Origin of the sequence: Sphingobium sp. SJ10-10 (genome assembly GCF_036038995.2) — a bacterium.
In the GTDB taxonomy this organism is placed as follows: domain Bacteria; phylum Pseudomonadota; class Alphaproteobacteria; order Sphingomonadales; family Sphingomonadaceae; genus Sphingobium.
The window spans coordinates 930,500-953,159 of record NZ_CP158133.1 but is presented as its reverse complement, the minus strand read 5'-3'; the positions used below and the strand labels follow the sequence as shown (position 1 = coordinate 953,159).

At 63.7% G+C, this 22,660-nt stretch carries 25 protein-coding genes and 1 pseudogene; 12 read left to right on the top strand and 14 right to left on the bottom strand.

Features of this window, described 5'->3' with window-relative positions; translation table 11 throughout:
• Positions 1-37 precede the first annotated feature (37 nt).
• From VVT58_RS19945 to VVT58_RS19930, 4 genes are all read left to right on the top strand, one after another.
• Positions 38-481 carry an HD domain-containing protein gene (locus tag VVT58_RS19945; RefSeq protein ID WP_327753981.1) on the top strand — a complete coding sequence of 148 codons (444 nt, stop codon included), beginning with the start codon at positions 38-40 and terminating at the stop codon, positions 479-481.
• Positions 469-1,572 (top strand): JmjC domain-containing protein, encoded by a 1,104-nt coding sequence (locus VVT58_RS19940; RefSeq protein ID WP_327753980.1) that lies wholly within the window; start codon positions 469-471, stop codon positions 1,570-1,572. Before VVT58_RS19945 ends, VVT58_RS19940 begins: the two co-directional genes overlap by 13 nt.
• A gap of 5 nt (positions 1,573-1,577) precedes the next feature.
• The gene (locus VVT58_RS19935) at positions 1,578-2,609 is read left to right on the top strand and encodes a serine protease (protein WP_327753979.1); all 1,032 of its coding nucleotides are present in this window, start codon (positions 1,578-1,580) and stop codon (positions 2,607-2,609) included.
• A gap of 385 nt (positions 2,610-2,994) precedes the next feature.
• On the top strand, positions 2,995-3,657 hold the full coding sequence (locus VVT58_RS19930; protein WP_327753978.1) for a peroxiredoxin-like family protein: 663 nt from the start codon (positions 2,995-2,997) through the stop codon (positions 3,655-3,657).
• A 299-nt stretch (positions 3,658-3,956) separates the two neighbouring features.
• Here VVT58_RS19930 and VVT58_RS19925 read toward each other — a convergent pair whose 3' ends face one another.
• From VVT58_RS19925 to VVT58_RS19865, 13 genes and pseudogenes are all read right to left on the bottom strand, one after another.
• Positions 3,957-4,910 carry a FecR domain-containing protein gene (locus VVT58_RS19925; protein ID WP_327753977.1) on the bottom strand — a complete coding sequence of 318 codons (954 nt, stop codon included), beginning with the start codon at positions 4,908-4,910 and terminating at the stop codon, positions 3,957-3,959.
• Positions 4,907-5,527: an RNA polymerase sigma factor gene (locus tag VVT58_RS19920; protein WP_327753976.1), complete on the bottom strand. Its 621-nt coding sequence runs from the start codon at positions 5,525-5,527 to the stop codon at positions 4,907-4,909. The genes VVT58_RS19925 and VVT58_RS19920 overlap by 4 nt, the downstream gene beginning before the upstream one ends.
• A gap of 17 nt (positions 5,528-5,544) precedes the next feature.
• Positions 5,545-6,165, bottom strand: coding sequence for a class I SAM-dependent methyltransferase (locus tag VVT58_RS19915; protein WP_327753975.1), 621 nt, complete (start codon positions 6,163-6,165; stop codon positions 5,545-5,547).
• A gap of 17 nt (positions 6,166-6,182) precedes the next feature.
• On the bottom strand, positions 6,183-6,824 hold the full coding sequence (locus tag VVT58_RS19910) for a tetratricopeptide repeat protein (protein ID WP_066562289.1): 642 nt from the start codon (positions 6,822-6,824) through the stop codon (positions 6,183-6,185).
• A gap of 44 nt (positions 6,825-6,868) precedes the next feature.
• Positions 6,869-7,639: an SDR family NAD(P)-dependent oxidoreductase gene (locus VVT58_RS19905; protein WP_327753974.1), complete on the bottom strand. Its 771-nt coding sequence runs from the start codon at positions 7,637-7,639 to the stop codon at positions 6,869-6,871.
• The gene (locus tag VVT58_RS19900; protein WP_327753973.1) at positions 7,626-9,659 is read right to left on the bottom strand and encodes an AMP-binding protein; all 2,034 of its coding nucleotides are present in this window, start codon (positions 9,657-9,659) and stop codon (positions 7,626-7,628) included. The genes VVT58_RS19905 and VVT58_RS19900 overlap by 14 nt, the downstream gene beginning before the upstream one ends.
• The gene (locus tag VVT58_RS19895) at positions 9,656-10,201 is read right to left on the bottom strand and encodes a thermostable hemolysin (RefSeq protein WP_087574410.1); all 546 of its coding nucleotides are present in this window, start codon (positions 10,199-10,201) and stop codon (positions 9,656-9,658) included. The genes VVT58_RS19900 and VVT58_RS19895 overlap by 4 nt, the downstream gene beginning before the upstream one ends.
• Before the next feature lie 109 nt (positions 10,202-10,310).
• A pseudogene (locus tag VVT58_RS19890) lies at positions 10,311-10,712 on the bottom strand (cytochrome ubiquinol oxidase subunit I); the annotation flags it as partial.
• 53 nt (positions 10,713-10,765) lie between these two features.
• The gene (locus VVT58_RS19885) at positions 10,766-11,563 is read right to left on the bottom strand and encodes a sulfite exporter TauE/SafE family protein (RefSeq protein ID WP_327753972.1); all 798 of its coding nucleotides are present in this window, start codon (positions 11,561-11,563) and stop codon (positions 10,766-10,768) included.
• Positions 11,560-11,769, bottom strand: a complete 210-nt coding sequence (locus VVT58_RS19880) for a hypothetical protein (RefSeq protein ID WP_327754036.1) — start codon at positions 11,767-11,769, stop codon at positions 11,560-11,562. The genes VVT58_RS19885 and VVT58_RS19880 overlap by 4 nt, the downstream gene beginning before the upstream one ends.
• Positions 11,770-11,797: 28 nt before the next feature.
• Positions 11,798-12,205, bottom strand: coding sequence for a DUF6691 family protein (locus VVT58_RS19875; protein ID WP_327753971.1), 408 nt, complete (start codon positions 12,203-12,205; stop codon positions 11,798-11,800).
• Positions 12,205-12,645, bottom strand: coding sequence for a YeeE/YedE thiosulfate transporter family protein (locus VVT58_RS19870; protein ID WP_327753970.1), 441 nt, complete (start codon positions 12,643-12,645; stop codon positions 12,205-12,207). Before VVT58_RS19870 ends, VVT58_RS19875 begins: the two co-directional genes overlap by 1 nt.
• Complete coding sequence (locus VVT58_RS19865; RefSeq protein ID WP_327753969.1) at positions 12,642-13,559, bottom strand: MBL fold metallo-hydrolase; 918 nt, start codon at positions 13,557-13,559, stop codon at positions 12,642-12,644. Before VVT58_RS19865 ends, VVT58_RS19870 begins: the two co-directional genes overlap by 4 nt.
• Positions 13,560-13,660: 101 nt before the next feature.
• Between VVT58_RS19865 and VVT58_RS19860 the strand changes: the two genes are divergently transcribed.
• The 5 genes from VVT58_RS19860 to VVT58_RS19840 all read left to right on the top strand — a co-directional run bounded on the left by VVT58_RS19860 (position 13,661) and on the right by VVT58_RS19840 (position 15,877).
• On the top strand, positions 13,661-14,284 hold the full coding sequence (locus VVT58_RS19860; protein ID WP_327753968.1) for a peroxiredoxin: 624 nt from the start codon (positions 13,661-13,663) through the stop codon (positions 14,282-14,284).
• Complete coding sequence (locus VVT58_RS19855) at positions 14,281-14,664, top strand: metalloregulator ArsR/SmtB family transcription factor (protein ID WP_327753967.1); 384 nt, start codon at positions 14,281-14,283, stop codon at positions 14,662-14,664. Before VVT58_RS19860 ends, VVT58_RS19855 begins: the two co-directional genes overlap by 4 nt.
• A 347-nt stretch (positions 14,665-15,011) precedes the next feature.
• Complete coding sequence (locus VVT58_RS19850) at positions 15,012-15,380, top strand: DUF6481 family protein (protein ID WP_066562307.1); 369 nt, start codon at positions 15,012-15,014, stop codon at positions 15,378-15,380.
• A 123-nt stretch (positions 15,381-15,503) separates the two neighbouring features.
• Positions 15,504-15,695: a hypothetical protein gene (locus VVT58_RS19845; RefSeq protein WP_066562308.1), complete on the top strand. Its 192-nt coding sequence runs from the start codon at positions 15,504-15,506 to the stop codon at positions 15,693-15,695.
• Positions 15,692-15,877 carry a hypothetical protein gene (locus tag VVT58_RS19840; protein ID WP_327753965.1) on the top strand — a complete coding sequence of 62 codons (186 nt, stop codon included), beginning with the start codon at positions 15,692-15,694 and terminating at the stop codon, positions 15,875-15,877. Before VVT58_RS19845 ends, VVT58_RS19840 begins: the two co-directional genes overlap by 4 nt.
• A gap of 199 nt (positions 15,878-16,076) precedes the next feature.
• Here VVT58_RS19840 and VVT58_RS19835 read toward each other — a convergent pair whose 3' ends face one another.
• Positions 16,077-17,414, bottom strand: a complete 1,338-nt coding sequence (locus VVT58_RS19835) for an LLM class flavin-dependent oxidoreductase (protein ID WP_327753964.1) — start codon at positions 17,412-17,414, stop codon at positions 16,077-16,079.
• 561 nt (positions 17,415-17,975) lie between these two features.
• Between VVT58_RS19835 and VVT58_RS19830 the strand changes: the two genes are divergently transcribed.
• From VVT58_RS19830 to VVT58_RS19820, 3 genes are read left to right on the top strand one after another with little or no spacing between them, the layout of a single operon-like run.
• Positions 17,976-18,839: a TauD/TfdA family dioxygenase gene (locus tag VVT58_RS19830; protein WP_327753963.1), complete on the top strand. Its 864-nt coding sequence runs from the start codon at positions 17,976-17,978 to the stop codon at positions 18,837-18,839.
• 28 nt (positions 18,840-18,867) lie between these two features.
• Positions 18,868-19,878 (top strand): ABC transporter substrate-binding protein, encoded by a 1,011-nt coding sequence (locus VVT58_RS19825; protein WP_327753962.1) that lies wholly within the window; start codon positions 18,868-18,870, stop codon positions 19,876-19,878.
• Positions 19,879-19,907: 29 nt separating this feature from the next.
• Entirely contained in the window at positions 19,908-22,433 is a 2,526-nt protein-coding gene (locus VVT58_RS19820) for a TonB-dependent receptor (protein ID WP_327753961.1), read from the top strand.
• Positions 22,434-22,660: the final 227 nt, after the last annotated feature.

Below are 22,660 nucleotides of genomic sequence, written 5' to 3'. Positions count from 1 at the left end.
GCTTGCGGTGAAATTGCGAGAGACGAAAAGGCGGCGTATGAATGAGCTTGTCGGCCTGCTCTTGCGTTCCGAAACACTGTCGATCAATCCCGGCGTCAACCAACTGGAGCACGCATTGCAAACCGCCGCGCTGGCCCGTCGCGCCGGTGCCGCATCGGATCTCGTCTTCGGCGCGCTGATGCATGATGTCGGCCGGCTATCCCAACCCGCGGCGCATGGTTGTGCTTCGGCCGAACTGATCGCACCCTTCGTAAGCCACGAAACCTATTGGACCGTGCGTATGCATGACGATATCCGGCTGCTTGAGCTGGCCGATGCCAACGGGCCGGTTTCACGAGCCGCCGACTATGCAGGTGAGCCATGGTTCCCGCTGGCCTGCAGGTTCGCCGGGGAATGGGATCGCTATGCCTTCGTTCCAGAGGCGCCCGTTATGCCCTTGCCATTCTATCTGCCGATGCTCGAGGAGCTATGCAACAACTGAAACAGCACCAGCGCACTGTCGCCCGCCCGCCCCGTGCCTTTGCCGATCCTGACCTTGTGGAACTGGGCCGGAGCATCGAACTCGGACTGCTCGGGGGCGATCGTTTCGCTGATCTTGAGAGGGAGGGGCGCGCGCGGCTTTTCCATGGCGCGACGTTAGCGAAAGCGCCTTCGGCCGCCAGTCTCTGGTCGCTGGTCAGCGCAGGAGAGCTGTCCTTCGACGAGGACGAGATACGCCTTGTCGTTTCCGGTCCGGGCGGACTTAGGGTGATCCCGCCCGAGGTCTGGACCATACCGGGCGATCGTGCCAGCCGACCGATCCGGACGACCGATCCGGCCCGTGTCCATCGGTTGTTCGATCAGGGCACCACGATCGTCTTCCAGCAACTCGACCGCCGCCTCCCCGCGCTCGCGCGCGTTGCCGCCGCGCTCTCCGCCCGTTTCGGTCATCCGGTGCAGTGCTCTGCCTATCTGTCACCGCCCAGCGCGCAGGGGCTGGATATCCATCACGATACCCATGACGTGCTCGTCCTGCAGATCGAGGGGCTGAAACGCTTTCGTCTGTTCGAGCCCATCGTCGCCCAGCCGGTGCCACGCATCGACCTTTCGCCCGCGCAGGTGGCAAGGGCTCGGCCAGTGCGAGACGTTGCGTTGATGCCCGGCGATCTCCTTTATCTGCCGCGCGGCGTACCGCATTGCGCGGTCGCGGGCGAAGATTTCTCGCTCCATTTGACTATCGGCGTGCTTGCCCAGAGTTGGGCGGCGTTGATCGAGCCGCTCGCCAGCGAACTCTATTTTCTCGAACCTTTGCGGCAGGCCATTCCCACCGGGGGCATCTACGACCCCGAAACTTTGCGGCGCGGCGCGGAGGCGGCGGTTGATCAAATCGTCGCCTGGCTGCGCGTCTTCGGCACGGAGCGCCTCGCCGCGCTTGCAAGCGAACGATTTGTCGCTTCCTTCGCCCGGCGCCCGCCCTACCCGGATGAGCCGGACGTGCCCGTAGGGTCGCTGGAGCCCGCGCCTGATGACGGCGAGGTGCTCATCACGCCGACCGCCCGCAAGCGCTATATCCCTCCAATGGGAGATGAGTGATGTCCATGTCGATACCCACTGACCCCACTGTCATCGCCCAACGCGCCCAACGGGCACTGCAACTGATCCGTTCGGTGGGGATCGACCGCGTTCAAGCTTCCCTCCAGAACACACATGAGGTGGCCACCAAGGCCATTGTCGGGGGCTCCCTGCCGGAGGATATCGATCCCGTTCGGCGATCGATCGCGATCGGCCAAAGGTTGTTGACGAACCTCGACAAGGAAATGCCGGAGGCGTGGGGACCGGACGAACTTCAAGGTCTGGAATCGATCGTGGTGACAGTCGGTCGGCCCGCGCTGTTGATCCGTTCCGATCGGTTTGATCTGCCTCCCCCGACCTGGCAAGTGCTGGAGGCTTATCGTGACGCGATCCAGGCGAATTTTGCTTCTGTCGGCCGGATCGAACTGGCTGGCCATCCCTCGCTGTCCTGGGTGGGGACAGGCTTCATGGTGGCGCCGGGCGTGCTTGCCACGAACCGCCATGTCATCCAGGAATTCGCCCAGCAGCGGTCGCCCGGCCATTGGATCATGGATCCGGGAATCAGCGCCCGGGTCGATTTCGCGGAAGAGATAGGCACAATTGTGCCGCGCGAATCGCCGGTCGGTGGAATCATCGCGGTCCACAACAGTCTTGATGTCGCGCTGCTCGAGGTTGCAAGCAGCGTGGCTCCGGCCCTTCCGCTTGATGGCGGCGGCGTGCCCCTCGGTCCGGGTCGCACCAGCTATGTGATCGGCTATCCCGCACTCGATTCCCGCCGAAATGACCCCGCGGTGATGCAAAGCATCTTCGGCAATGTCTACGACGTGAAACGCCTTCAGCCCGGATTGCTTAATGACTGGTCAGCATCGATGCAGGCCTATCTGCACGATTGTTCGACGCTCGGGGGAAACAGTGGAAGCTGTCTCGTGGATCTCGCAACCGGGGTTGTCACCGGAGTTCATTTCGGTGGGCGCTACCTCGAAAATAATTGGGCAATCTCCACACGTGATCTTGCCGGCTCGGGGTATCTCCAGAAATTAGGGGCGCGATTTGTTTAGGTCAGCATATCGGTCGGGTTGGGTCTACGGTACTCTGCCTTTTGTCTCTCCTCGACCAATTCCTTGAGATACCGTCGGTATCGAGGGAAGGCGTTCCTATTCTTCATGCGGCATTCCTGTCGGTCTACCGGCGAGCCATAATCGCGATAAAAGAGGTGACACACCCGATCTAGCTAGGGCCAGCCGGGTCCAGCTCCTTCTTTTCGACGAATCGCTTAAGACACTGGTATAAGACCAAAATTTTAGGATTCGACAGAAAACCCAGACGCTTATCTGGGTTCGAAAAATGGATCTATGAACATTCTTCGTGATTGACGGGCCAAGTCTCATTGGCGGCGCTCCGCAGCCATCGCCAAAAAGGGCTTGCACGGCGAAGGAGATCATCATGGCCACCACAGTCAACGAAACGCTCAAGTCCCGCTATGCCGCCCTGCAGGCGGAGCGCGAGAGGAGCTGGCCCCCCGCTCAGCTTGAGGGCAATGCGCGGCAACGCAACCAGTTGCTGGAACGTTTCGATCCCGCCGCCGTGGCCCAGCCCGGTACGGTGTTGCCACCCTTGTCCTTCGTGGAGGTGGACGGCGACACGCTGAGCCTGGACGAGCTCACCGCTGATGGTGCTGCGTTGTTCGTCTTCTTTCGCTATGCGGGTTGCCCGGCCTGCAACATCGCTTTGCCCCATTATGCGGAAGCGCTGTTTCCTGCCTTGAGACAATGGGGCGTCCCACTCGTGGCATTGAGTCCGCAGCCGCCCCTTCTCCTGCGCGAAATCAAGGCGCGGCATGATCTGCCCTTCCATGTCGCGACCGATGCCGACAATGGCCTGGCGCGGCTGCTGCATATCAATTTCCAGCCCGATCACCGCCCGTCGCCGCCGCCGTCCGGTTGGATCGGTGAAGTGACTGGCACGGGCAGTTGGGAATTGCCCCAGCCCGCTTTCCTGCTCGTTGGCGCCGGACGCATCGTGCGCTGGTTGCAGGTCAGTCCCGACTGGCTGGATCGCCCGGAAGCGGACACGGTCCTGCGCCATGTCGACCAGAATCGCGACTGACGAAATGATGCCGCTTTCCTGGCGAAAGGAGGGCGCTGCAACGCGCTGATCGCTACTGTCGGCCCTTGGCGATCCCGGCACCTTATTTGGGATGTCACCCGATTGGAGCAGCCTGAACGATAGGGAGAAAGAGGCAATCATTGCCGAAGCGCGGCAGATGGCTGGAACCCGACTTACGCTTGCCATCCCTTCGACCGCGTTGATAGCGGCCGCTCAACATCTTGCGGTCAAGCTCGCTCAACGCATCGGAAAGACCGCCGCCCGATCTCTTTTTCGCCAGCGTGCCTGCCTCGCGAGCCTCAGCGCTGTTCCAGGCGCCAGGCGCCAACATGGCCGCTCAGACGCAGATCCATGAGCTCGACCAGATCGCGCAACGCCTTGTCGCCATCGTCGACAATCAGAGTCCCCGAAAACCGCCGGTAGCGCAATGCAGCCGGCACCTCCACCCTGACCCCGGCATAACGGCGCAGATCGGCCGCGACCAGAGGGAGCGCGGCGTTATCATAGGATAGCCGCCCATCTTGCCAGGATCCAACATTGGCCGCCTTTACCGGAGCAACGACCGCGATCCCGCCATCCATATCGAAGGTCAGCTCGTTCCCGGCACTGAGCGAGACGGGCTGCGCCATCGTTTCGGCGTGGACCCGAACCTTGCCCTCGGCCACGGCGACGCGCACCACATGGTCTTGTTGCTGCACGTCGAACCGGGTGCCGATATCGCTGATGCTGACGTCTCCGGTGGAAATCGTCAGCGTGCGTGAGGGATCGTGGCGGATGTCGAACGTGGCGCCGCCGGTCATGGCGATGCGATCCTGCGTGCGCCCATCCACGGCCAGGCGGCTGTGGGGCGCCAGCAGGACGGACGATCCATCCGCCAGGGCGATGCGCCGGCTGCCGGCGTCCGTCACGTAGACGCTTGGTGCAGGCGTCATGAATTGCGGTACGGCGATGACCATGGCGAGCGAGGCGGCAACCGCCAGCCCGCCCCAGCGCCAATAGGTCCGGCGCCGACGCGGCCTGGGAGCTGCTTCGCCACCGTCGGCGACGCTGAGGGCATCTCCATGGCGGTCGAGGGCGTCGGCCGTCAGCGCCATCTGGTCGAGCGCGACCCGGTGGCGCGGGTCCGCTTCAAGCCAGGCGGTGAAGGCGTCCCAGTTGATCGCGTCCGCCTGCTGGTCCTCGCAGCGCAGGTGCCACTCCGCGGCTTCGGACAGCATCGCATCGGGCAGATTGGCTTGGTTCTCGCGGTTCATCGTCCCTGTTCCATTCGCGGCTTTGCGCCGTCGTCAGCCCCATGATCCTGCGACGCCGCCGCTGCAAATGATCCGCAGTTCGCCAGAGCCGTCCGCAAATGCTTCATCGCCAGCGCCAGATGCTTTTCCACGCCACTGCGAGAAATTCCAAGAACTTGCGCGATTTCACTCTGACCCATCCCCTCGAACCGATAGAGACGCAGGGCGCGCGCCGCGCCTTCGGGCAAGCCGGCGATGGCCGATCGCAGGATTTCCGCTTCCTGCCGACGGGCAATCGCTTCATCGACAGGCTCGGTGGCGTCGATCCGCACCTCCGGTGCTTCGGCCACGCCCCCATGATCCTCTTCAAGCCAGGCCCGTTCGCGCCGCATCGCCCTCTGCGCGGCCCGCAGGCGGTCGAGCACGATGTTGTTGGCCATGCGAAACAGATAGGCGCGTGGATTGCCGATCGGCCCAGCCGGTTGTGCGCGCGCCTTGATCCACAGATCCTGCATGACGTCCTGCGCCTCGTCCCGCGATCCGCATCGCCCGCAAAGGAAGCGCAGCAGTTCGGCCCGGTGCACTTCGAGCAGCCTGGCAAGACCCGCGCCCTGCGGTTCGTCCTGATCTGCCCCCATCCGTTTCTCCGCGGCGATCACGATCCGCGTCGGGCCCGGCCAATAAGTCCCCGGACCGAGCGAGTCACCGCCACTTCATGCACCTCCACCTCTGTTTCCGCAAACCCGCCCGCGATGAGTGCCGCGCGCAGATCACCGGCGTCGTACAGGCGATGAAGCCCCTCCCGGGCGAAGGCCCAGCCCTCCATCGTGCCGCGATGTGTGACGTAGGCGACCATCCGGCCCCCGGGCCGCAGCACGCGATGCAATTCGCGCACGAAGCCGTGGTCGCTTCCATCGAAATACAGTATGTTCAGCGCCAGCGCCGCGTCCATGCAGCGGTCCTCCAGCGGCAGCGACCCCAGATCGCCCGCTATCAGCGTGGCTGTGTCGCCGAGCGATCGTTGCGCCATATTCAGCATGACATCGGATCGGTCGATGCCCGTTAGCGATGCCGGACCGGCCCAACGCAGCTCGGCCAGAGCCGCGCCCGTGCCGCATCCGGCATCAAGCACGTCCTCGCCGGGCCGGATCGCCAGCATATCGATGGCAAGGCGCATCGGCCGGCGGTTGAGCACATCCATTGCGCTGCCGAGCAGGCGTCCTGAACTGCCCCTCGGATGGGCGAGTTGCCGGGCCAGGCTTCCAGCGAAGCTCATGAGGGGCCGCCTTCCGCTCAGGCTGCCTTGGCGAGCAGGTTGCGCACTTCGCGGCGACGGCCTGCATCCCAGACCGGGCGGCTGGCGTCATGCGGCGCGCGCAACGCCTTTTGCAGATAGGCGCGCGCGCTGGCCTTGTCGCCCCGATCGAGCAGATAGTCGCCGTAAAAATAGTTGGAATCGAGGCCGTCCGGATCGATCGCCAGCGCTTGCCTCAGCAGCTTGACCGCCCGGTCGCCATCACCCCAGGCGAGCGGCGAGCCGGGCACCTTGTAATAAAGGACGCCCAAGCTTAGCGCCGCGCCGCCGTCGGCCGCGCGCGGATCGATGGCATAGGCCTTGGCGATCAGGTCGCGCGCCCGCGTGGCAAGGCCAAGCTTGTGGAAGAAGTTGGCGCGGTTGGCCTGTTCGCTGGTGACGATTCCGGCCCACAGCAGCGGCTCGGCCTTGCCCGGATAGCGTGCGACGAGCGTGTTGGCCTGCTTGGCCAGTTGATCGAGCGCCTTGGTCTGGGTGCTCGATCCCTGCACCTCGTAAGCGATATGTGCCCAGCCGTCGTTCACGGCCTTCACGTCGCTTGCCATGTCGGCGAAGGCGGCGGTGGGCGCGAGCATGGCGAGCAGCGGGACCAGAGCCGTAAGGGCGGTGCGGATTTTCATGGACTTCTCTCCTTCACGATGGTGTCGGGTTCATGCCCGGACGATTAGCTGAATTCGGCGCGGGCCTTGCGGATCTGCCCGGCAAGGCCATTGTCGACGATCCTTGGCGCGATGGCGTTCAGGGCCGCGTAGACCCGTTCCATCACACCGATGCTCACGGTCTCGCGTCGTTCGACGATGGCAGAGGCAATGCGTCGTGCGACCCATTCCGGCTCGTCCGCCTTCATGCCGGTAAGCGCGAGGAAGCGGTTCACCTCGCCATTGTTGAAGGGTGTGCGCGCCGCGCGCGGGTTGACGTGCGTGACAGTGACGCCGCTGCCGATCAATTCGCGGCGCAGCCCCTGGCTCAGCGCGGCAAGGCCCGCCTTGCTGCTCGAATAGGCGGCAAACCAGGGATAGGGGATCGCCCCCAGCACGGAGCCGACATTGACGATCTGCCCTGATCCGCGCGCCCGCATCGGCGCCGCGACTGCGCGGGCCAGCACCGCGGGCACCAGCAGGTTGACCCGGTAGCACAGGGCCAGCGCCTCGATCGGCTGGCTTTCATGCAGTCCGAACCGCATCACGCCCGCGACATTGACCAGAATGTCCGGACATTCATCTTCCAGCCGCTGCGCCAGTGCCGTCAGGGCGCTATCGTCGGACAGGTCGGTGACGATGCTGGCATGGCACGCGGCACACTCGCTGCGGTCGATGCCGGTAATATGCGCGCCCGCCTCGGCCAGCATCCGGGCGACCGGCGTGCCGATCCCGCCTGCCGCACCCGTCATCATGACGCGCAGACCGTCGAGCCTTGAGGCTTCATGCCGCGACATGCTGTGCATCCTCCAGTTCAATGCTGGCGAAAACGGCGCCGAACAGGCCGAACATCTCGCGCGCCATGGACAGGATCGCATCCCGGTCCTCGTTTGGCAGCCCGTTCACCAACCCGGCGAAGAACGTCATATGATGCTGATCCAGCGCACCGTGAGAAGTGAGATAGGTGAAGGCCTCCGGGGGCAGGCCAAGCCGCTCCGCCACCGCGTTCGCGCCGCGCTGGGCCAGCGCCACGCTGACGCTTTCCAACACATAGACCATGCCGAAGAAGGCGGCCGCGTTGCCCGATGCGATACGGGCATAGGCATGTTCCACCATGGCGCGGGTCGCCGGATGGGGTTCGCTGTTACGGGCGGCATCGGCGTCGCCACCGGCGGCGGCGATGTCGGACAGGATCCATTCCTCATGGCCCGTCTCTTCCTCGATATAGTCGTCGAGCGCGGCGACAAGTTCGGGGCGGTCCAGCAAGCGGGCGCGGGTGGCCTGCATCAGCGGGACGGTGTGGCGCACATGATGATAGGCCTGTCCCAGATAGTCGATATAGGCGCGGCGCCCGATGGCGCCCGCCAGCCCCGCCCGGACCTGCGGGATCGTCAGGAAACGCAGCCGGTCGCGAAAGGTCGCCGCCTCCAGTTCGTCGAAGAAGGGTGGATCGCATTCCAGCCATGCCTCGGCAATCGCCTTGCGGCGCAGGCGGCCGTTACCCGTCAGCATGCGGTTGTCGGTCGTGAAGGGGGAAACCTCGCGCCATCGCGCCACGCGGGCATAGGCCGGCAGCGCCGCATTCGCGGCCTCGATCGCGGCGGCAAGGTCCGCTTCGGGCGACGCTGGAACCAGTAGCGCTTCTGGCGCTGGCAGCCCGTCGCCATGGACCATCGCCTGCAGGATTGCCGGTTGTGCCATCAGCTGCGTCTCGACCCATTCGGGCGAGATATTGCGGCCAAAGCTGGTGACGATCAGGGCGGACTTGCGCCCCTCGATCCACAGCCGCCCCGCCTCGTCCAACCGTCCGATGTCGCCGGTGGCGAAGGGACCGGGCAGGCGCGGTTCGCCGATGGTGCCGAGGAACATCTCGCCTTCCAGCATGATCTCGCCATCCTCCGCGACCCAGGCCTGCATGTGGCCCAGTGGCCGCCCGACGGACCCGCTGGCCGCGTCTGCACCGGATTCAAGCGAAACCACCGAACCGCATTCGGTCAGTCCATAGCCCTGGCGCACTGGAAGCCCGACTCGCCGGGCGCGCGCAAGCAGTTCGGGCGCAACGCGCGCGCCGCCCACCGCCACGAGTGTCAGGTCCGGCAGGCGGAGCTCGGTTCGCTCGAGCACAACGACAATGCCGGTCAGATATTCGGGCACGAGGATCAGCGAAGTGATGCGCCATTGGGCAATCATGCGCGCCATGCGGCCGAAATCGGGGCGGAACGGATCGGCCAGCCCCAGCGCCTGCTGCGGCGGGCAGACATAGGTGCCGCCGGCCAGCATGGTCGCGAAGAAGCCGGCCACCGTCTCCAGCAGGATGCCCGGCGGCAGCAGCGCGCAGTGCCGGTTCGCATGGGTTGACCCGACGCTTTCCACCACCGCGCCTGCAACGTTCAGCATGTGGCTGGCTGAGAGGCATACGCCCTTGGGCGCGCCGGTCGATCCGGAAGTGAAGGTGATCCGGGCCGTTCCCTCGGGCAGCAGGGACGGCCCAGGCTTTGGTGGCGCCGCGGGTTCGCCTGTCGCACCACAGGCGGAGCAGGCATGGTTCGCTTGATCGGACGTGAAGAATGTCGGCAGAGACAGCACGGGGACGCCAGCTTCCAGCAGGGCCAGTTCGCGCACCGCGGCTTCGACCCCATGGTCGAGGCTGAGGACCGCAGGAACGCCGTGCCGCTGCGCGCGATAGCGAACGGCCTCGGACGCGACCCGTTCCGCAAGCTCGGCCCATGTCACGGGCGGCCCGACCACGGGATCGAGCGCGATGCCGCCCGGTTGCGCGGAAGCATGCCTGCGGATGCTCGGAAGCAGGCGGGTCATGCCGCAATATTCCGGCGCGCGGAAAGATAGGCGCCGATCGCGCGCTGCCCCTCGGCTATGAGTCCGGCGCAGACCAAGGGATCGCTATCATAATAACGCCCCCAGATTTCCGGATCGCCGACCCGGTCCGCCCTGGCTGGGGCGAGCGTATGCAATGGCACGCCCATGCGCCTGAACATCTGCCGCAAGGGCGCGGTCAGGGTCGCGACGGCAATTTCGCATTCGCCTCCAAGATCGTTTGCGGCCATTGCCCAGAGCGAGACCATCGCAAAGGCATCGTCGGCGGCCAGGCTGCCGATCTCGATCACGCTCTTGCGCACGATGAGGCGGCCCAATGCGGTCGTCAGACAGTCCTCCACCGGCGCATCAAGATAACATTCCAGAAACAGCGGTTCGTTGCTTGCGCGGCGGTATCCCAGCACTGCCCTTGGCGCCCCGGCTCGCGCAACGTCGAGCATGTTGGAAAAGCAGGGTTGCGCCCGTGCGCCGTGAACACTCGAATATCTGCGTCGTATCAGATTGCTCGAATTCGTCTCGATCATCAGCAATACCTCGGCATTTGCGGATGAGACGGCAGGCCGAATCTTCTTCCTCAGTTGGCGGACGGATTTTTTTGGTCCCGGCCGGTTTTTTTGGTGGCGGACGGCATCCGCAGGTGGCCGCGAAGTGCAGCTTGCGGCCGACCTTGTTGATGCCGAACAGCATCACGCCAAGAAATCCTGCTTCCAGGAAGAAGGCGGTCAGCACCTCGTAAGCCATGAGTGGCCCGATGACGGGACCGGCCTTGTCAGAGAAGACCGACCAGTTGGTGCCGAACTGGTACGACATGACGATGCCCGAAACGACGCCCATGGCGAAGACGATGGCGAAGATCTTGAGCCAGTAGCGATAGAGATTGGCATAGACGCCCTTGCCTGTCGCCAGCCACAATCCCTCCAGCACCATGAGATAGCTGGCCAGCCCGATCGAAAAGGCGGGGAACAGGAAATGAAAGCTGACGGTGAAGGCAAATTGCGCGCGGGCCAGCAACAGGGCGTCAACGGCATCGAACATGGTCACGTCCTTTCACCCGCCTTTTAGCAGGCAAGCGCGATCAGCGTGATGGGTCAGTTTGTCATGCCCGGCAGAAATGCGGCTGCACTGCGCCAGAGCATGTAAAGGGCGACGATGAAGATCAGGCCGGCAAAGACCATGGTCAGTCGCCCGGTCTTTCCACCCAGTCGTTCCGCAAGCCATGTGCCGCCGATGCTGCCCGCCACGCCGCCCAGCACGAAGACCAGCGCGAGCGGCCAGTCGACCAGCCCGGAAAAGGCGTAGTTGGCGGCCGTCGTCAGCCCGAAGGCCGTGACCGCGACCAGCGAGGTGCCGACTGCCATCAACATCGGCATGCCCGTCGATGCGACGAGCCCCGGAACGATCAAAAAGCCGCCGCCTATGCCGAAAAAGCCCGAGAACACGCCCGACCCGAGGCCGTAGGCGACCACCTTGGGCGCCTTCTCCCGGTTGCATTCCGCGCCGGGATCGCCCGGATTGCCGCGCCCCTTGAGCATCAGGGCGCCAACCAGCAGCATGACCAGCGCGAAGAGGAACAGCAGCTTTTCGCCATCGACCATCTTGCCGAAGGTCGAGCCGGCGAGCGCGCCGACGATACCGGCGGCGGCGTAGATGCCGCCGCAGCGCCATTTGACATGATGGGCGCGCGCATGGCCGGCAAGTCCGGCAGCCGCATTGGCGGCGACGGCAAGGGCGCTCGTCCCGATCGCGACATGGGCATTGGGGACGCCGACAAGATAGACCATGAGCGGCACGGCTAGGATGGAGCCGCCACCGCCGACCAGACCCAGCACGAAGCCGACAAGGCCGCCGGACAAGGCGCCGAGGGCATATTGGATCGGCTCCATCATGACGGCTGGCCTGCCTCGACGGTCAGCGGACAACTGCCATAGCCGTCATAGGCGGCCACCGGCGCCTTGCCGTCGAGCGCGGCCAGGGCGTTGCTCGCGGCAGCGGCAAGTCCCGAACGGAAGCCAGCCCGCGCTATCTCCTGCATATCCTGCGGAAGCCGTTGGGGAGACACGGAAAGGCGGGGTGTCAGCGGCTTGATGTCCATGGGGATGCTCCTTGTCGGCATCGCGTGATTATCGTGTCGTGAGACGGTGCAGAACCATGCCGGCGAGCATGGCCAGAACGAAGGGGGCGACCGCTGCGGGGGCGAGGGCGAGACTGGCTATGGCCGGGCCGGGGCACAGCCCGCCGATGCCCCATCCGATGCCGAACAACACCGCGCCGAGCGCCAGTCTGCCATCGAGGCTGCGCGTTTCAGGCAGGTTGAAGGCCGTGTCCGCAAGCGGCTGCTCGAGCCGCTTCTGGACGAGCCAGGCAAGTGCCATCGGCACGATCGCGCCCCCCATGACGAAAGCCAGAGTGGGATCCCAGCGACCGAAGAGATCGAGGAAGGCGCGAACCCGCGCCGGATCGGCCATGCCGGAAATGGCCAGCCCGGCTCCGAACAGCATGCCCGACAGCAGGGCAATGACGATCCGCATCACAGCGCTCCCGCAAGGCGCATCACCGCCACGGTCGCGAAGCCGCTGGCCATGAACAGCCCGGTCGCCAGCATCGAGCGGCGCGACAGGCGCGACAGTCCGCATACGCCGTGACCGCTGGTGCAACCGGAGCCCAGTCTCGTGCCGAACCCGACGATCAGCCCGGCGATGATGAGCAGGGCCGGCGCGGGAAAGGTCGCCGGGACGCCGCCGGTCAGGGATGCGACGATGAACGCACCAAGAGGCAAGCCCAGGATGAAGACGATCGCGATTCCGCGTGGAGTCCCACTGTTTGCAATGCCGGTCGCGCGCGCGGCGAGGCCACTCACCCCGGCGATCCGGCCCAGGCCCAGCAGCATGATCGCGGCGGCCAGGCCGATCATGAGCCCACCAACCAAGCCGGCGCCGGGCTGCGCATAAGGAAAGGCGGCGGCGATCATAGCTGGTTCACCGGGATCTTGAGATAAACGACGCCGTTGTCCTCCGCGGGCGGCAGATGGCCGGCGCGCATGTTGACCTGCACGGAAGGGAGGATGAGCCGCGGCATGGCCAGCGTGCGGTCGCGGCCTTCGCGCATGGCCACGAATTCGTCCTCGCTGATCCCGTCATGAGCGTGAACATTCGCCCGGCGCTGCTCGGCCACGGTCGTCTCCCAGGCATAATGATCGCGACCTTCGGGTAGATAGTCGTGGCACATGAACAGGCGCGTGTGGGGCGGCAGGTCGAGAAGACGGCGCAGCGACCGGAACAGCGTGCGGGCATCGCCGCCGGGGAAGTCGGCCCGGGCGGTGCCGTAGTCCGGCATGAACATGGTATCGCCCACGAAGACGGCATCGCCGATCACATAGGCGACGCAGGCCGGAGTGTGGCCCGGCACATGCAGCACGGTGACCGACAGGTTGCCGATCTGGAAACTGTCGCCATCGGCCCAGAGATGGTCAAAGTCGGAGCCGTCCCGCGCAAATTCGGTGCCCGCGTTGAAAAGCTTCCCGAAAGTGTGCTGGACTTCGCAGATGTGCGCGCCGATCGCAATCTTGCCGCCCAGCTTCTGCTCGAGATAGGGCGCGGCCGACAGATGATCGGCGTGGGCATGGGTTTCCAGATGCCAGTCGACGGCCAATCCCTGCGCGGCGACATAGGCGATGATCGGATCGGCGGCCTCGAATGTCGTCCGGCCGGACGCTGGATCATAGCTCAGCACGCTGTCGATGACCGCCGCACGGCGTGTTTCCGGATCATGCACGACATAGGTGATCGTGAAGGTCGGCACATCGAAGAACGCCTTGATGATGGGTACGCCCTTCCGTGCGGCAGCAATTTGCACAGCAGCCTTGGCGAGTGCGTCGTCGGACATGCGACTCTCTTTCAATTTCATATTTACAAAATTATGTATTTATATATTTTGAAATCGTCAAGGGCTTGCCATATGCGGCGGGCGATCGCAGGGAATGCGGCATGGACGTTGAGATGATGAAGACAGCCGGTTCGGTGCGGATCGGCAATCATGCGCCCGATTTTCAGGCCCGTTCCACGAAGGGGGATTTCCGGCTTTCGACCTTGCGCGGACAATGGGTGATCTTCTTTTCCCATCCGGCGGATTTCACGCCGGTGTGCAGTACGGAATTTGCCGAACTGGCCCGCCGTCAGGCGGCTTTCGATTCGTTGAACTGCAAGCTGGTGGGCCTCTCGGTGGATAGCCTCTATGCCCATCTCGCCTGGGTGCGTGCCCTCAAGGATCTGTTCGGCGTCGACATCGGCTTCCCGATCATCGAGGATCCGAGCATGGTGGTGGGCCGCGCCTATGGCATGATCGATGATGCTGCTTTCGACAGCATGACCATGCGCTCCACCTTCTTCATCGATCCCCAAGGAATCATTCGCGCGACGACCTGCTATCCGCACAATGTCGGCCGCTCCGTCGAGGAGATGCTGCGTCTGCTGCGCGCGTTGCAGTGCGTCGACGGCGCAGATGTGCTGACGCCGGAAGGCTGGGACGATGGCCAGCGGTTGCTGCTTCCCGTGGCGGAGCAGGCGGACGGCGATCGGGATTGGTTCTGCCGTTTCGAGGATCGCGCATGAAGGCGCTCTACGAGGATCGCGATGCTGCGGGAGTCGCGGCGGAAAAGATCAAGGTCTTTGCGCAACCGCAACGGCTGATGATCCTGTCCTGCCTGCTGCGCGGTGAACGCAATGTCGGCGAGATTGCAGAGATCACCGGACTTGTGCAGCCCGCGCTCAGTCAGCAACTGGGAGAACTGCGCCGTTCCGGGCTTGTTCAGACCCGCAAGGAAGCCAAGCAGGTCTGGTATATGCTGGCCGATGAAAGCGTCGCTTTGTGCGTCCGCAATATCGAAGCCATTTTCGCAGGGATGGGAACTCCGCAGCCGATGCCTGTTGAGACATCGTCTTTCCCGTCGAGAAAACGACAGGGCGTCGCCAGTTTCGCGCGCATTTTATGATCCGCGCCTAACGAAATTCCGAAAGGCATTCCGGCCGCCGATCCGTCGGACAGCGCATGATCTTTTACATGCGCGACCGGAGCCTCACCTTCTCCCAACCGGGCGAAGCTGCGCAAAAGCAATGGATGTGGTGAATAATCGACCGCTATTCGCGGACCTGAGACGGTGGAGGATGGGAGGTCATGAAGCGCCCGTGCGGACTGACCGCAAGGATGACGTTCGTACCGCGCAATCGGGCGACCTTGAGATCAGAAAGATTCTTTGTTAATGGCTGCGGCCTCAACGCTAAATGAGCGTTGCAGTTGCACCACACCGCGTCATCGATATTGAACGTTCAAGGATAAACATTGCCTTCCTATAAAGCTCCCTCATTCCAAGACCGTATTGCCGCTGCAGGATTGGCCAAACAGAAGGCTCTGGATGCACTAAGAGCCAAGCCACCCGTCGACGAGGCTCTTATGGCGGAACGACGCCAGGCGCGCGAAGCGCGGGATCAGGCAATTGCGATCGAGCGAGCGGCCAAGGCTGAGGCGGTTGCTTTGGCCAAGGCTCAAAAGGCGGAACGCAAAGCGGCCGAGCAGGCGGCGGAAGCCGAAAAACAGGCCGCCGCCGCCGCGGCGGCGGCACTCAAGGCCGCCAGGCTGACCCCCGCCAGCGCCGCTGAAATGAAGGCTGCGCGGGATGCTCGCTACGCTGCGCGCAAAGCTCGCAAATAAATAGCTAGCTGGCGTGCCGAACGGCTTTATTGTGATCGACATGCCCAGCGACGTAAAAGCGCATTGCCAAGTCGGCTGCTGATCCACAGCCGAACCTTTGAGCATCCCAATTCTGGAGAACGCATGGCCGATTTGTATCAGAAAGCATTGGAATCGGAACGCCGAAGCCTATGGGCCGAATGCAGGCTGAAAGGTCTGGCAAAGGATACTCCGGAGCGCATCCGAATAGCGGAATTGGACGAATTGCTTGCGAAGCATAAAGCCAAGAAAGGCGCCGCATCTGACCCATCCGGCTCCCAGGCGAAAATTCCATGAACGGGTATGTGAAATTCGAGACGCCCGATGGCGATGTCCTCGCCATCAATGCGGACCGTGTCAGCTTCATTCGGCGTTACAGGGGAACTGATCAAGCCAGCGCCATTAATTTCGAAAAGGGACATTACATCGTCGTCAAGGGCGACCTCAAAGCAGTAATGGAAACGCTCGCAGAGGCGTAGTCTGCTGAGTTCGACCCTTCGCCGTCGTTCAGTACCGAAATCCGCCGTTTATGATTGTCGCAGGTCTACCGGAGCGGGATATGGCTCTATCCCACTCCGGTGGCCATTTTATCTGCTAAAATCGGTAGATTATTGTGACGATCCAGTTTCGTCATGAATGGGCCTGTGCGGAATATATCCCACCGGCTTTGTCCACTAATTACGCCGCGCTCTTTTCGGCGGCTTTGCTGCTGTAGCGATTGTCCGGCTGGGCGAGTCCCAGATGCTCGCGGAAGGTGGCGCCCTCATAATCGTCACGGAACAAGCCACGCGCCTGAAGGATCGGGATCACCTTGTCGACGAACAGGTCGAGCTGCCCGGGAAGCGGCTCGAATACCACGAAACCGTCGGCGGCGCCGCTTTCGAACCATTGCTGCAAGCGATCCGCCACGGTTTCTGGCGAGCCGACGAAGACACCGCGCGGGGTCGCCAGCCGCTCCGCCACTTGCCGCAGGGTCAGATTTTCGGCGCGCACCAACGCCAATATGCGTAGCGTCGCGCTCTGCTGGCTGTTGAGCCCGATATGTTCGACATCGGGAAAGGGCGTATCCAGATCATATTGGCGGAAATCATGATCGTTGAAGGTCCGCGACAGGAAACCGAGCCCCGTGTCGATCGATTCCAGCGCCGCCAGCTCGCGATAGCGCGCCTCCGCATCCTCATCCGTTTCCCCGACGATCGGGGCGATGCCCGGCAGGATGAAAAGCTGGTGCGGATCGCGGCCGAAGCCCTTGGCCCGCGCTTTCACGTCGGCATAATAGGCCTGGCCGGCTTCCTCGTCTTCGGCATGGGTGAAGATGACCTCCGCCCGCTTCGCCGCGAAATTGCGCCCGTCGTCCGACGCGCCCGCCTGGAAGATGACCGGCTGGCCCTGCGGTGTCCGCTTGATGTTGAGCGGGCCGCGCACCTGGAAGAACTCGCCCTTATGATCCAGCCGGTGTAGCCGGTCGGGATCGACGAACTGGCCGCTTTCCTTGTCCGCGACATGGGCGTCTTCTTCCCAGCTATCCCACAAGCCCTGGACCACGTCGAGATATTCCCCGGCGATGCGATAGCGCACGGCATGGGGCGGATGTTCGGTCTTGCTGAAATTGGCCGCCGTGTCGCCCAGCCAGGACGTCACGATGTTCCATCCCGCCCGGCCGCCGCTGAGATGGTCGAGCGAGGCGAACTGGCGCGCGACGTTGAACGGCTCGGAATAGCTGACGGTTAGTGTCCCCACCAGCCCGATGCGCGATGTCGTCGCCGCCAGCGCCGAGAGGATGGTGATCGGCTCGAAGCGATTGAGATAATGCGGGCTGGACTTCTCCGTGATCGACAGGCTGTCCGCGACGAAGAGGAAATCGAACTTGCCGCGTTCGGCCGTGGCGGCCTGCTTCTGATAATAAGCCAGGCTGGTGCTGGCGTTCACGTCGCGGCCGGGATGCCGCCAGTCGTTCCAGGTGCGGCCGACGCCGTGCAGGATGAAGCCGAGCTTGATATGACGCTGTTGGGGCATGATCGATGTCTCGCTGAATGAGTTGCAAAGCGGGATTTAAGCGCCGGGATGCGCACCGACCAATGCGTAATGATCGGTCATTTATGGATTTTGCAAAACCATCGAGCGTAAATCGCGGGTCGGATCAGCCAGGCTCGCGATCCTTGCGAGTCGGCAATTCCCACTTCGATGGGAAAGGACCGGCCGTGATGCGGCAGGCAGCTCACTTCGAAATCGATCGTGACATAATTCATCAGCGCCATCTCCACTCTCCGGTTTTCCGGCAGTTCTCGCGCTCCCGATCGATGCGCGGCGACACCCCTCTTGGTCTATGTACATGGTCTGGCCACCGAATAATTATTGTCTCTACTGTGAGGATTATGAAGGATTGGAATAGGAAGAATGAAAATCGATCCTGAACATGGATTGCTACCGGGTGATCCAATCTTCTCCATGGATGAGCATTGCCAATAATATTCGGATATTCAAAGCATCGCCGCCCAATCGTCATAACCGCGCGGCGCAATCCTCCCTTAGCAATAGTCCGTCGCGGAATTGTCCGGCGACTTGAGAGGTGATGATATGTCCTCAGCAGCAGCAGATATTCTGGACCGTGCCGACGGGATCATCGGCATCCGCCCCCTGCAACCGACCATCGGTGCGGAAATCGACGGCGTCGATCTCAGCAAGCCGCTTGCCCCGGAACAGCGCGACGCCATCCGCGCCGCGCTGTTGCGCTACAAGGTGATATTCTTCCGCGACCAGCCGCTCACCAACGATCAGCATGCCGCCTTCGCGGGTGCTTTCGGCCCGCTCTATACCCATCCCAGCAACACCGCCGATCCCAAGATCGCGCCGATCCACAAGATTGCGGCAGTCGATGCGGCCAAATATGAAAAGCGCATCCATCGCTATGTGAAGCCGGGCGACGGCTATCATAGCGACACGAGCTGGCGGCTGGTGCCGACCTGGGGCGCGGTGTTGCGCGCCGTCACATTGCCTGAGGTTGGCGGGGACACCATCTGGGTCGACGCCCATCTCGCCTATGAAGGCCTGTCCGACGATGTGAAGGCCCGGCTGGAAGGGCTGCATGTCACCCATGACTTCCGGGAAGCATTGACCGGCGCGGGTCACGACTATCCGATCGTCGCGCATCCTGTCGTGCGCACCCATCGCGAAACCGGCCAGAAAATCCTCTGGGTCAACTATACCCAGCGGCCCCAGATATTGGGCGTGGAGCTTGCCGAGAGCCGCGAATTGCTGGAGGAGATCATCCGCCAGTATAAGCGGCCCGAATATCAGGTGCGCTTCTCCTGGCGTCCCAATTCGGTCGCCTTCTGGGACAATCGCGCTGCGGTCCATTATGCTGTGCGCAACTATGGCGATTTCCCGCGTGTTCTTGAACGCATCCTGATTGCGGACGAGCCGCTCTACGCGAACCTCTGATCCCTGACTGGCCGGTCGCGGAGACGCCATGACTCGCAATCCCTCCTCCCGGCGCAGGGTTCTGCCCTGGATCGCCCTAGCCGCCCTGATCGCCGCGGTGGCGATCGGCCTTGTCTCGTTTCGTCAGCAGGGCGGGGCCGATCAGATCCGGCCGGTCCTGAAGATCGGAGACCAGCGCGGCGGCGCGCAGGCGCTGATGCGCGCGGCCGGGGAACTGGACGATGTGCCCTATCGGATCGAATGGGCGCAGTTTCCGGCCGCCTCTCCTTTGCTGGAGGCGCTGGGGGCGGGGGCGATCGATGTCGGCGGCGTCGGCGGGCCGGCCTTCGCCTTCGCCTATGCGGGCGGCGCGAAGATCAAGGCGGTCTTCGCCTATCGCCCCCAGGGCGCCAATGTCGGTCGCGCTTCCGCCATCGTCGTGCCGAAGGACTCTCCGATCCGGTCCCTGGCGCAGCTCAAGGGGCGTCGGCTTGCCACCGTCCGGGGGTCCGTCGGGCAGGATCTGGCGCTTCGCCTGATCGAGAAGGCGGGACTCGCGCCGTCCGATATCCGCTGGACCTATCTCGACAACGGCGCCGCCAAGGCTGCGCTGGAAAGCGGCGCGATCGACGCATGGGCGACCTGGGGCAGCTATGTCGGCATCGCGGTCATGGAAAATGGCGACCGGGTGCTGGGCGACGCCAGCAGCCTGCCCGCCCAGGCTGGTTTCTTCGCGGCATCGGATGCAGCGATCCAGGGTAAGAGGGCAGTGCTGGGCGATTTCCTCGCGCGGCTCAATCGGGCGCGGCGCTGGGCCGCGGCGCATCCCGATGCCTTTGCCCGGACGCTGGCGCAGGAGACGGGCCTCCCCTTCAAGGTCGCCCGCTTTTCCATCTCCGCCTATATCGGCACGGCAGAGCCGATCGACGATGCGCTGGTCCGCGAACAGGCCGAAATCTTCGCCCGCTACCGCCGCGCCGGCATCATCCCCGCGCTGCCCGACATTCGCGGCGCCTATGATCCGTCCTTCAACGCCACGACTCTGGCCCGGCGGGACTGACACCCTTTTCCCATTTCGAAGGAATCCCGATGAAAAGCCTGCTGCTCGCGGGTGCCGCCCTGTCCGGCGCCGCCCTTCCGTCCTATGCCTTCGCGCAGGAGCCTGGCGCGGTGCCGCCCGCCGCTGCCGACGATGCGGAGGCGGGATCAGCGATCGTCGTCACCGGCACGCGCCGGGGCGGGGGACGGACGGTGGCGGACAGCCCGGTGCCGATCGACGTCATCAGCCCCCAGGAATTGCAGGCGACCGGCCGCACCGGCCTTAAGGAAGTGCTGGGCAACATCATCCCCTCGCTCACCATGCCGGCGCTGGGCGGCGGCGGCACATCGGCCAGCGTGCGCCCCATTTCCATTCGAGGTCTGTCGGGCGACTATCTGCTGGTACTGGTCAACGGCAAGCGGCGGCACACGACCGCGCTTATCAATAACCTTTCGCGCATATCGGGCGGCTCGACGCCGGTCGACATCGACCTGATCCCCACCAACGCCGTGGGCCGGATCGAGGTGCTGCGCGACGGCGCCGCCGCCCAATATGGGTCGGACGCGATTTCCGGCGTCATCAACATCCTGTTGGACGACGCGCCGGAGGGCGGTTCCTTCTCCGCCACCGCCGGGCAGCTTTATGAAAAGGGCGGCGCGCTGGTGCAGCAGGGGTTGAGCTATGGCACGCGCATCGGCGGCGACGGCTTCATCCGCCTTGCGGTGGAGGGGAAATATCATGACCGTGCCGACAGTTCGGCCGAACCTGTGCCCTATGTCTATCCCTTGGTGAACGGCGCGCCCGACCCGCGCGAGGCCAATGCCGATCATCTGATCGCGGGCGGTTATGGCCGCTCCAACCGCGACAAGATCGTCAACGGATCGTTGAATGCAGAACTGCCCGTGGGCGCGGCGCTGACCGCCTACAGCTTCTCCACCCTCAGCTACCGCGACATCGACGACAAGCGCGGGGCCATTGTCCCGGCAAAGACCGGCTATGGGGGACAGACCAATGGTCAGGGACAGACGTCCCTGCCGGGCATTTACCCTTCGGGCTTTCAGGCGCGGCGGCGCATCCGGGAATGGGATTGGCAGTCAGCCGTCGGCCTGCGCGGCGATCTGACGGCGGGATGGTCGTTCGATCTTTCCACCAGCTATGGGCGCGACCATGTGAAGCTGGGGGCGGTAGGCACGCTCAATCCCTCGCTCGGCCCTGCCAGCCCGACAAGCTTCTTCATGGGCAAGCAGATACAGGATCTGTGGGTCAACAATCTGGAATTCACCCGCAGCTACGACATCGGCACCGCTCAGCCGCTGGACGTGGCGATCGGGTTCGAGCATCGCTGGGAAAAATTCCGCAACCGCGCCGGGGAGCCGGACAGCTATCGCGACGGCGGCTATGTGATCCCCGCCGATGGAACGCCGTTCGGCAACGCCTATGGCGGCCGGTCGCCTTCGCCGGGGCTGGTATCCTTCACCGGAACCTCCCCCGCAGACGAGGCGACGCTCAGCCGCAACAACCTTGCCGCCTATGTCGATCTGTCGGCGGATGTGACGCCGGGCTGGTTCGTGGGCGTCGCCGGGCGCTTCGAACATTATGACGACAGCGCGGGCGACACGGTATCCGGCAAATTCTCCACCCGCTATGAATTTGCGCCCGGCCTGGCCCTTCGTGGCGGCGTCAACACAGGCTTCCGCGCGCCCTCGCTGGCACAGGGCGGCTTTTCGACCACGCAGAACACGGCGACGATCATCGGCAATGAGCGGGTCAGCACCACCTCGAAATTCCTGCCGGTCGGCAGCGTCGCCGCCCAGGCGCTGGGCGCCAGCCCGCTCAAGCCCGAAAAGTCGCTCAACTACACGGCGGGTCTATCCTTCGAACGCGGACCGTTCCGCCTGACGGTCGACGCCTATCAGATCAAGGTGGACGACCGCATCGTGAAGACCGAATTCCTTGGCACGGCGTCCAATGGCGGATCGGCCATCCGCGCGATCCTGGTCGCCAACGGCATCGATGATGTCGACAGCGCGCAATTCTTCGCCAACGCCATCGACACCCGGACGCGCGGCGTCGACGTCGTGGCCGAATATACGCTGCGCACCGGCGGCCTCGGCAATTTCCGCCTGAACGCCGCCTATAGCTATAATCGCACGAAGATTACCCATGTCATCGACACGCCGCCGGAAATCGCGTCGCTCAACGTCACCCTGTTCGGGCGGCAGGCGCAGCGCGATCTGGTCGCCGCGACGCCGCGCAGGAAGCTGGTGCTGACGAACGACTGGTCGCTGGGGCCGCTGCATGCGTTGGCGCGGTTGACCCGCTTTGGCGGCTATGTGGAATCGAGCAATGTCGCGAGCGGCGACCGTAAATTCGGCGCGAAGTGGATCACGGATCTGGACGTCGGCTATGACATCAGCGATCGGCTGACATTGTCGGTCGGCGCCAACAACCTGTTCGACACCTATCCGGATCGCAACGGCGTGATCGCTTATGACGGTTCGGGCGCGTACGGTAATTTCGCGCCGTTCGGGCTCAGCGGCGGTTTCTATTATGGACGGGTGTCGGCACGTTTCTAGGCCGTAAACTCATAAATGGCGCGCTCGAGGCGCCAAAATGGCGAACATATCGGGCCGAAATGCGCGCGGCGAAGGTTGGACACCTTTGCAAGCGCATTTCGGTTCGAGATGGAAGCCATTTTGGCGTCCTGCGGATTTGACCAAAAAGGCCCATCCCGGCGTCGAGAGGGCTTGAAATATCGACATATTCCTGCGCCCTCTCTCCTTGTGCTGGGCCTTTTTGCCTC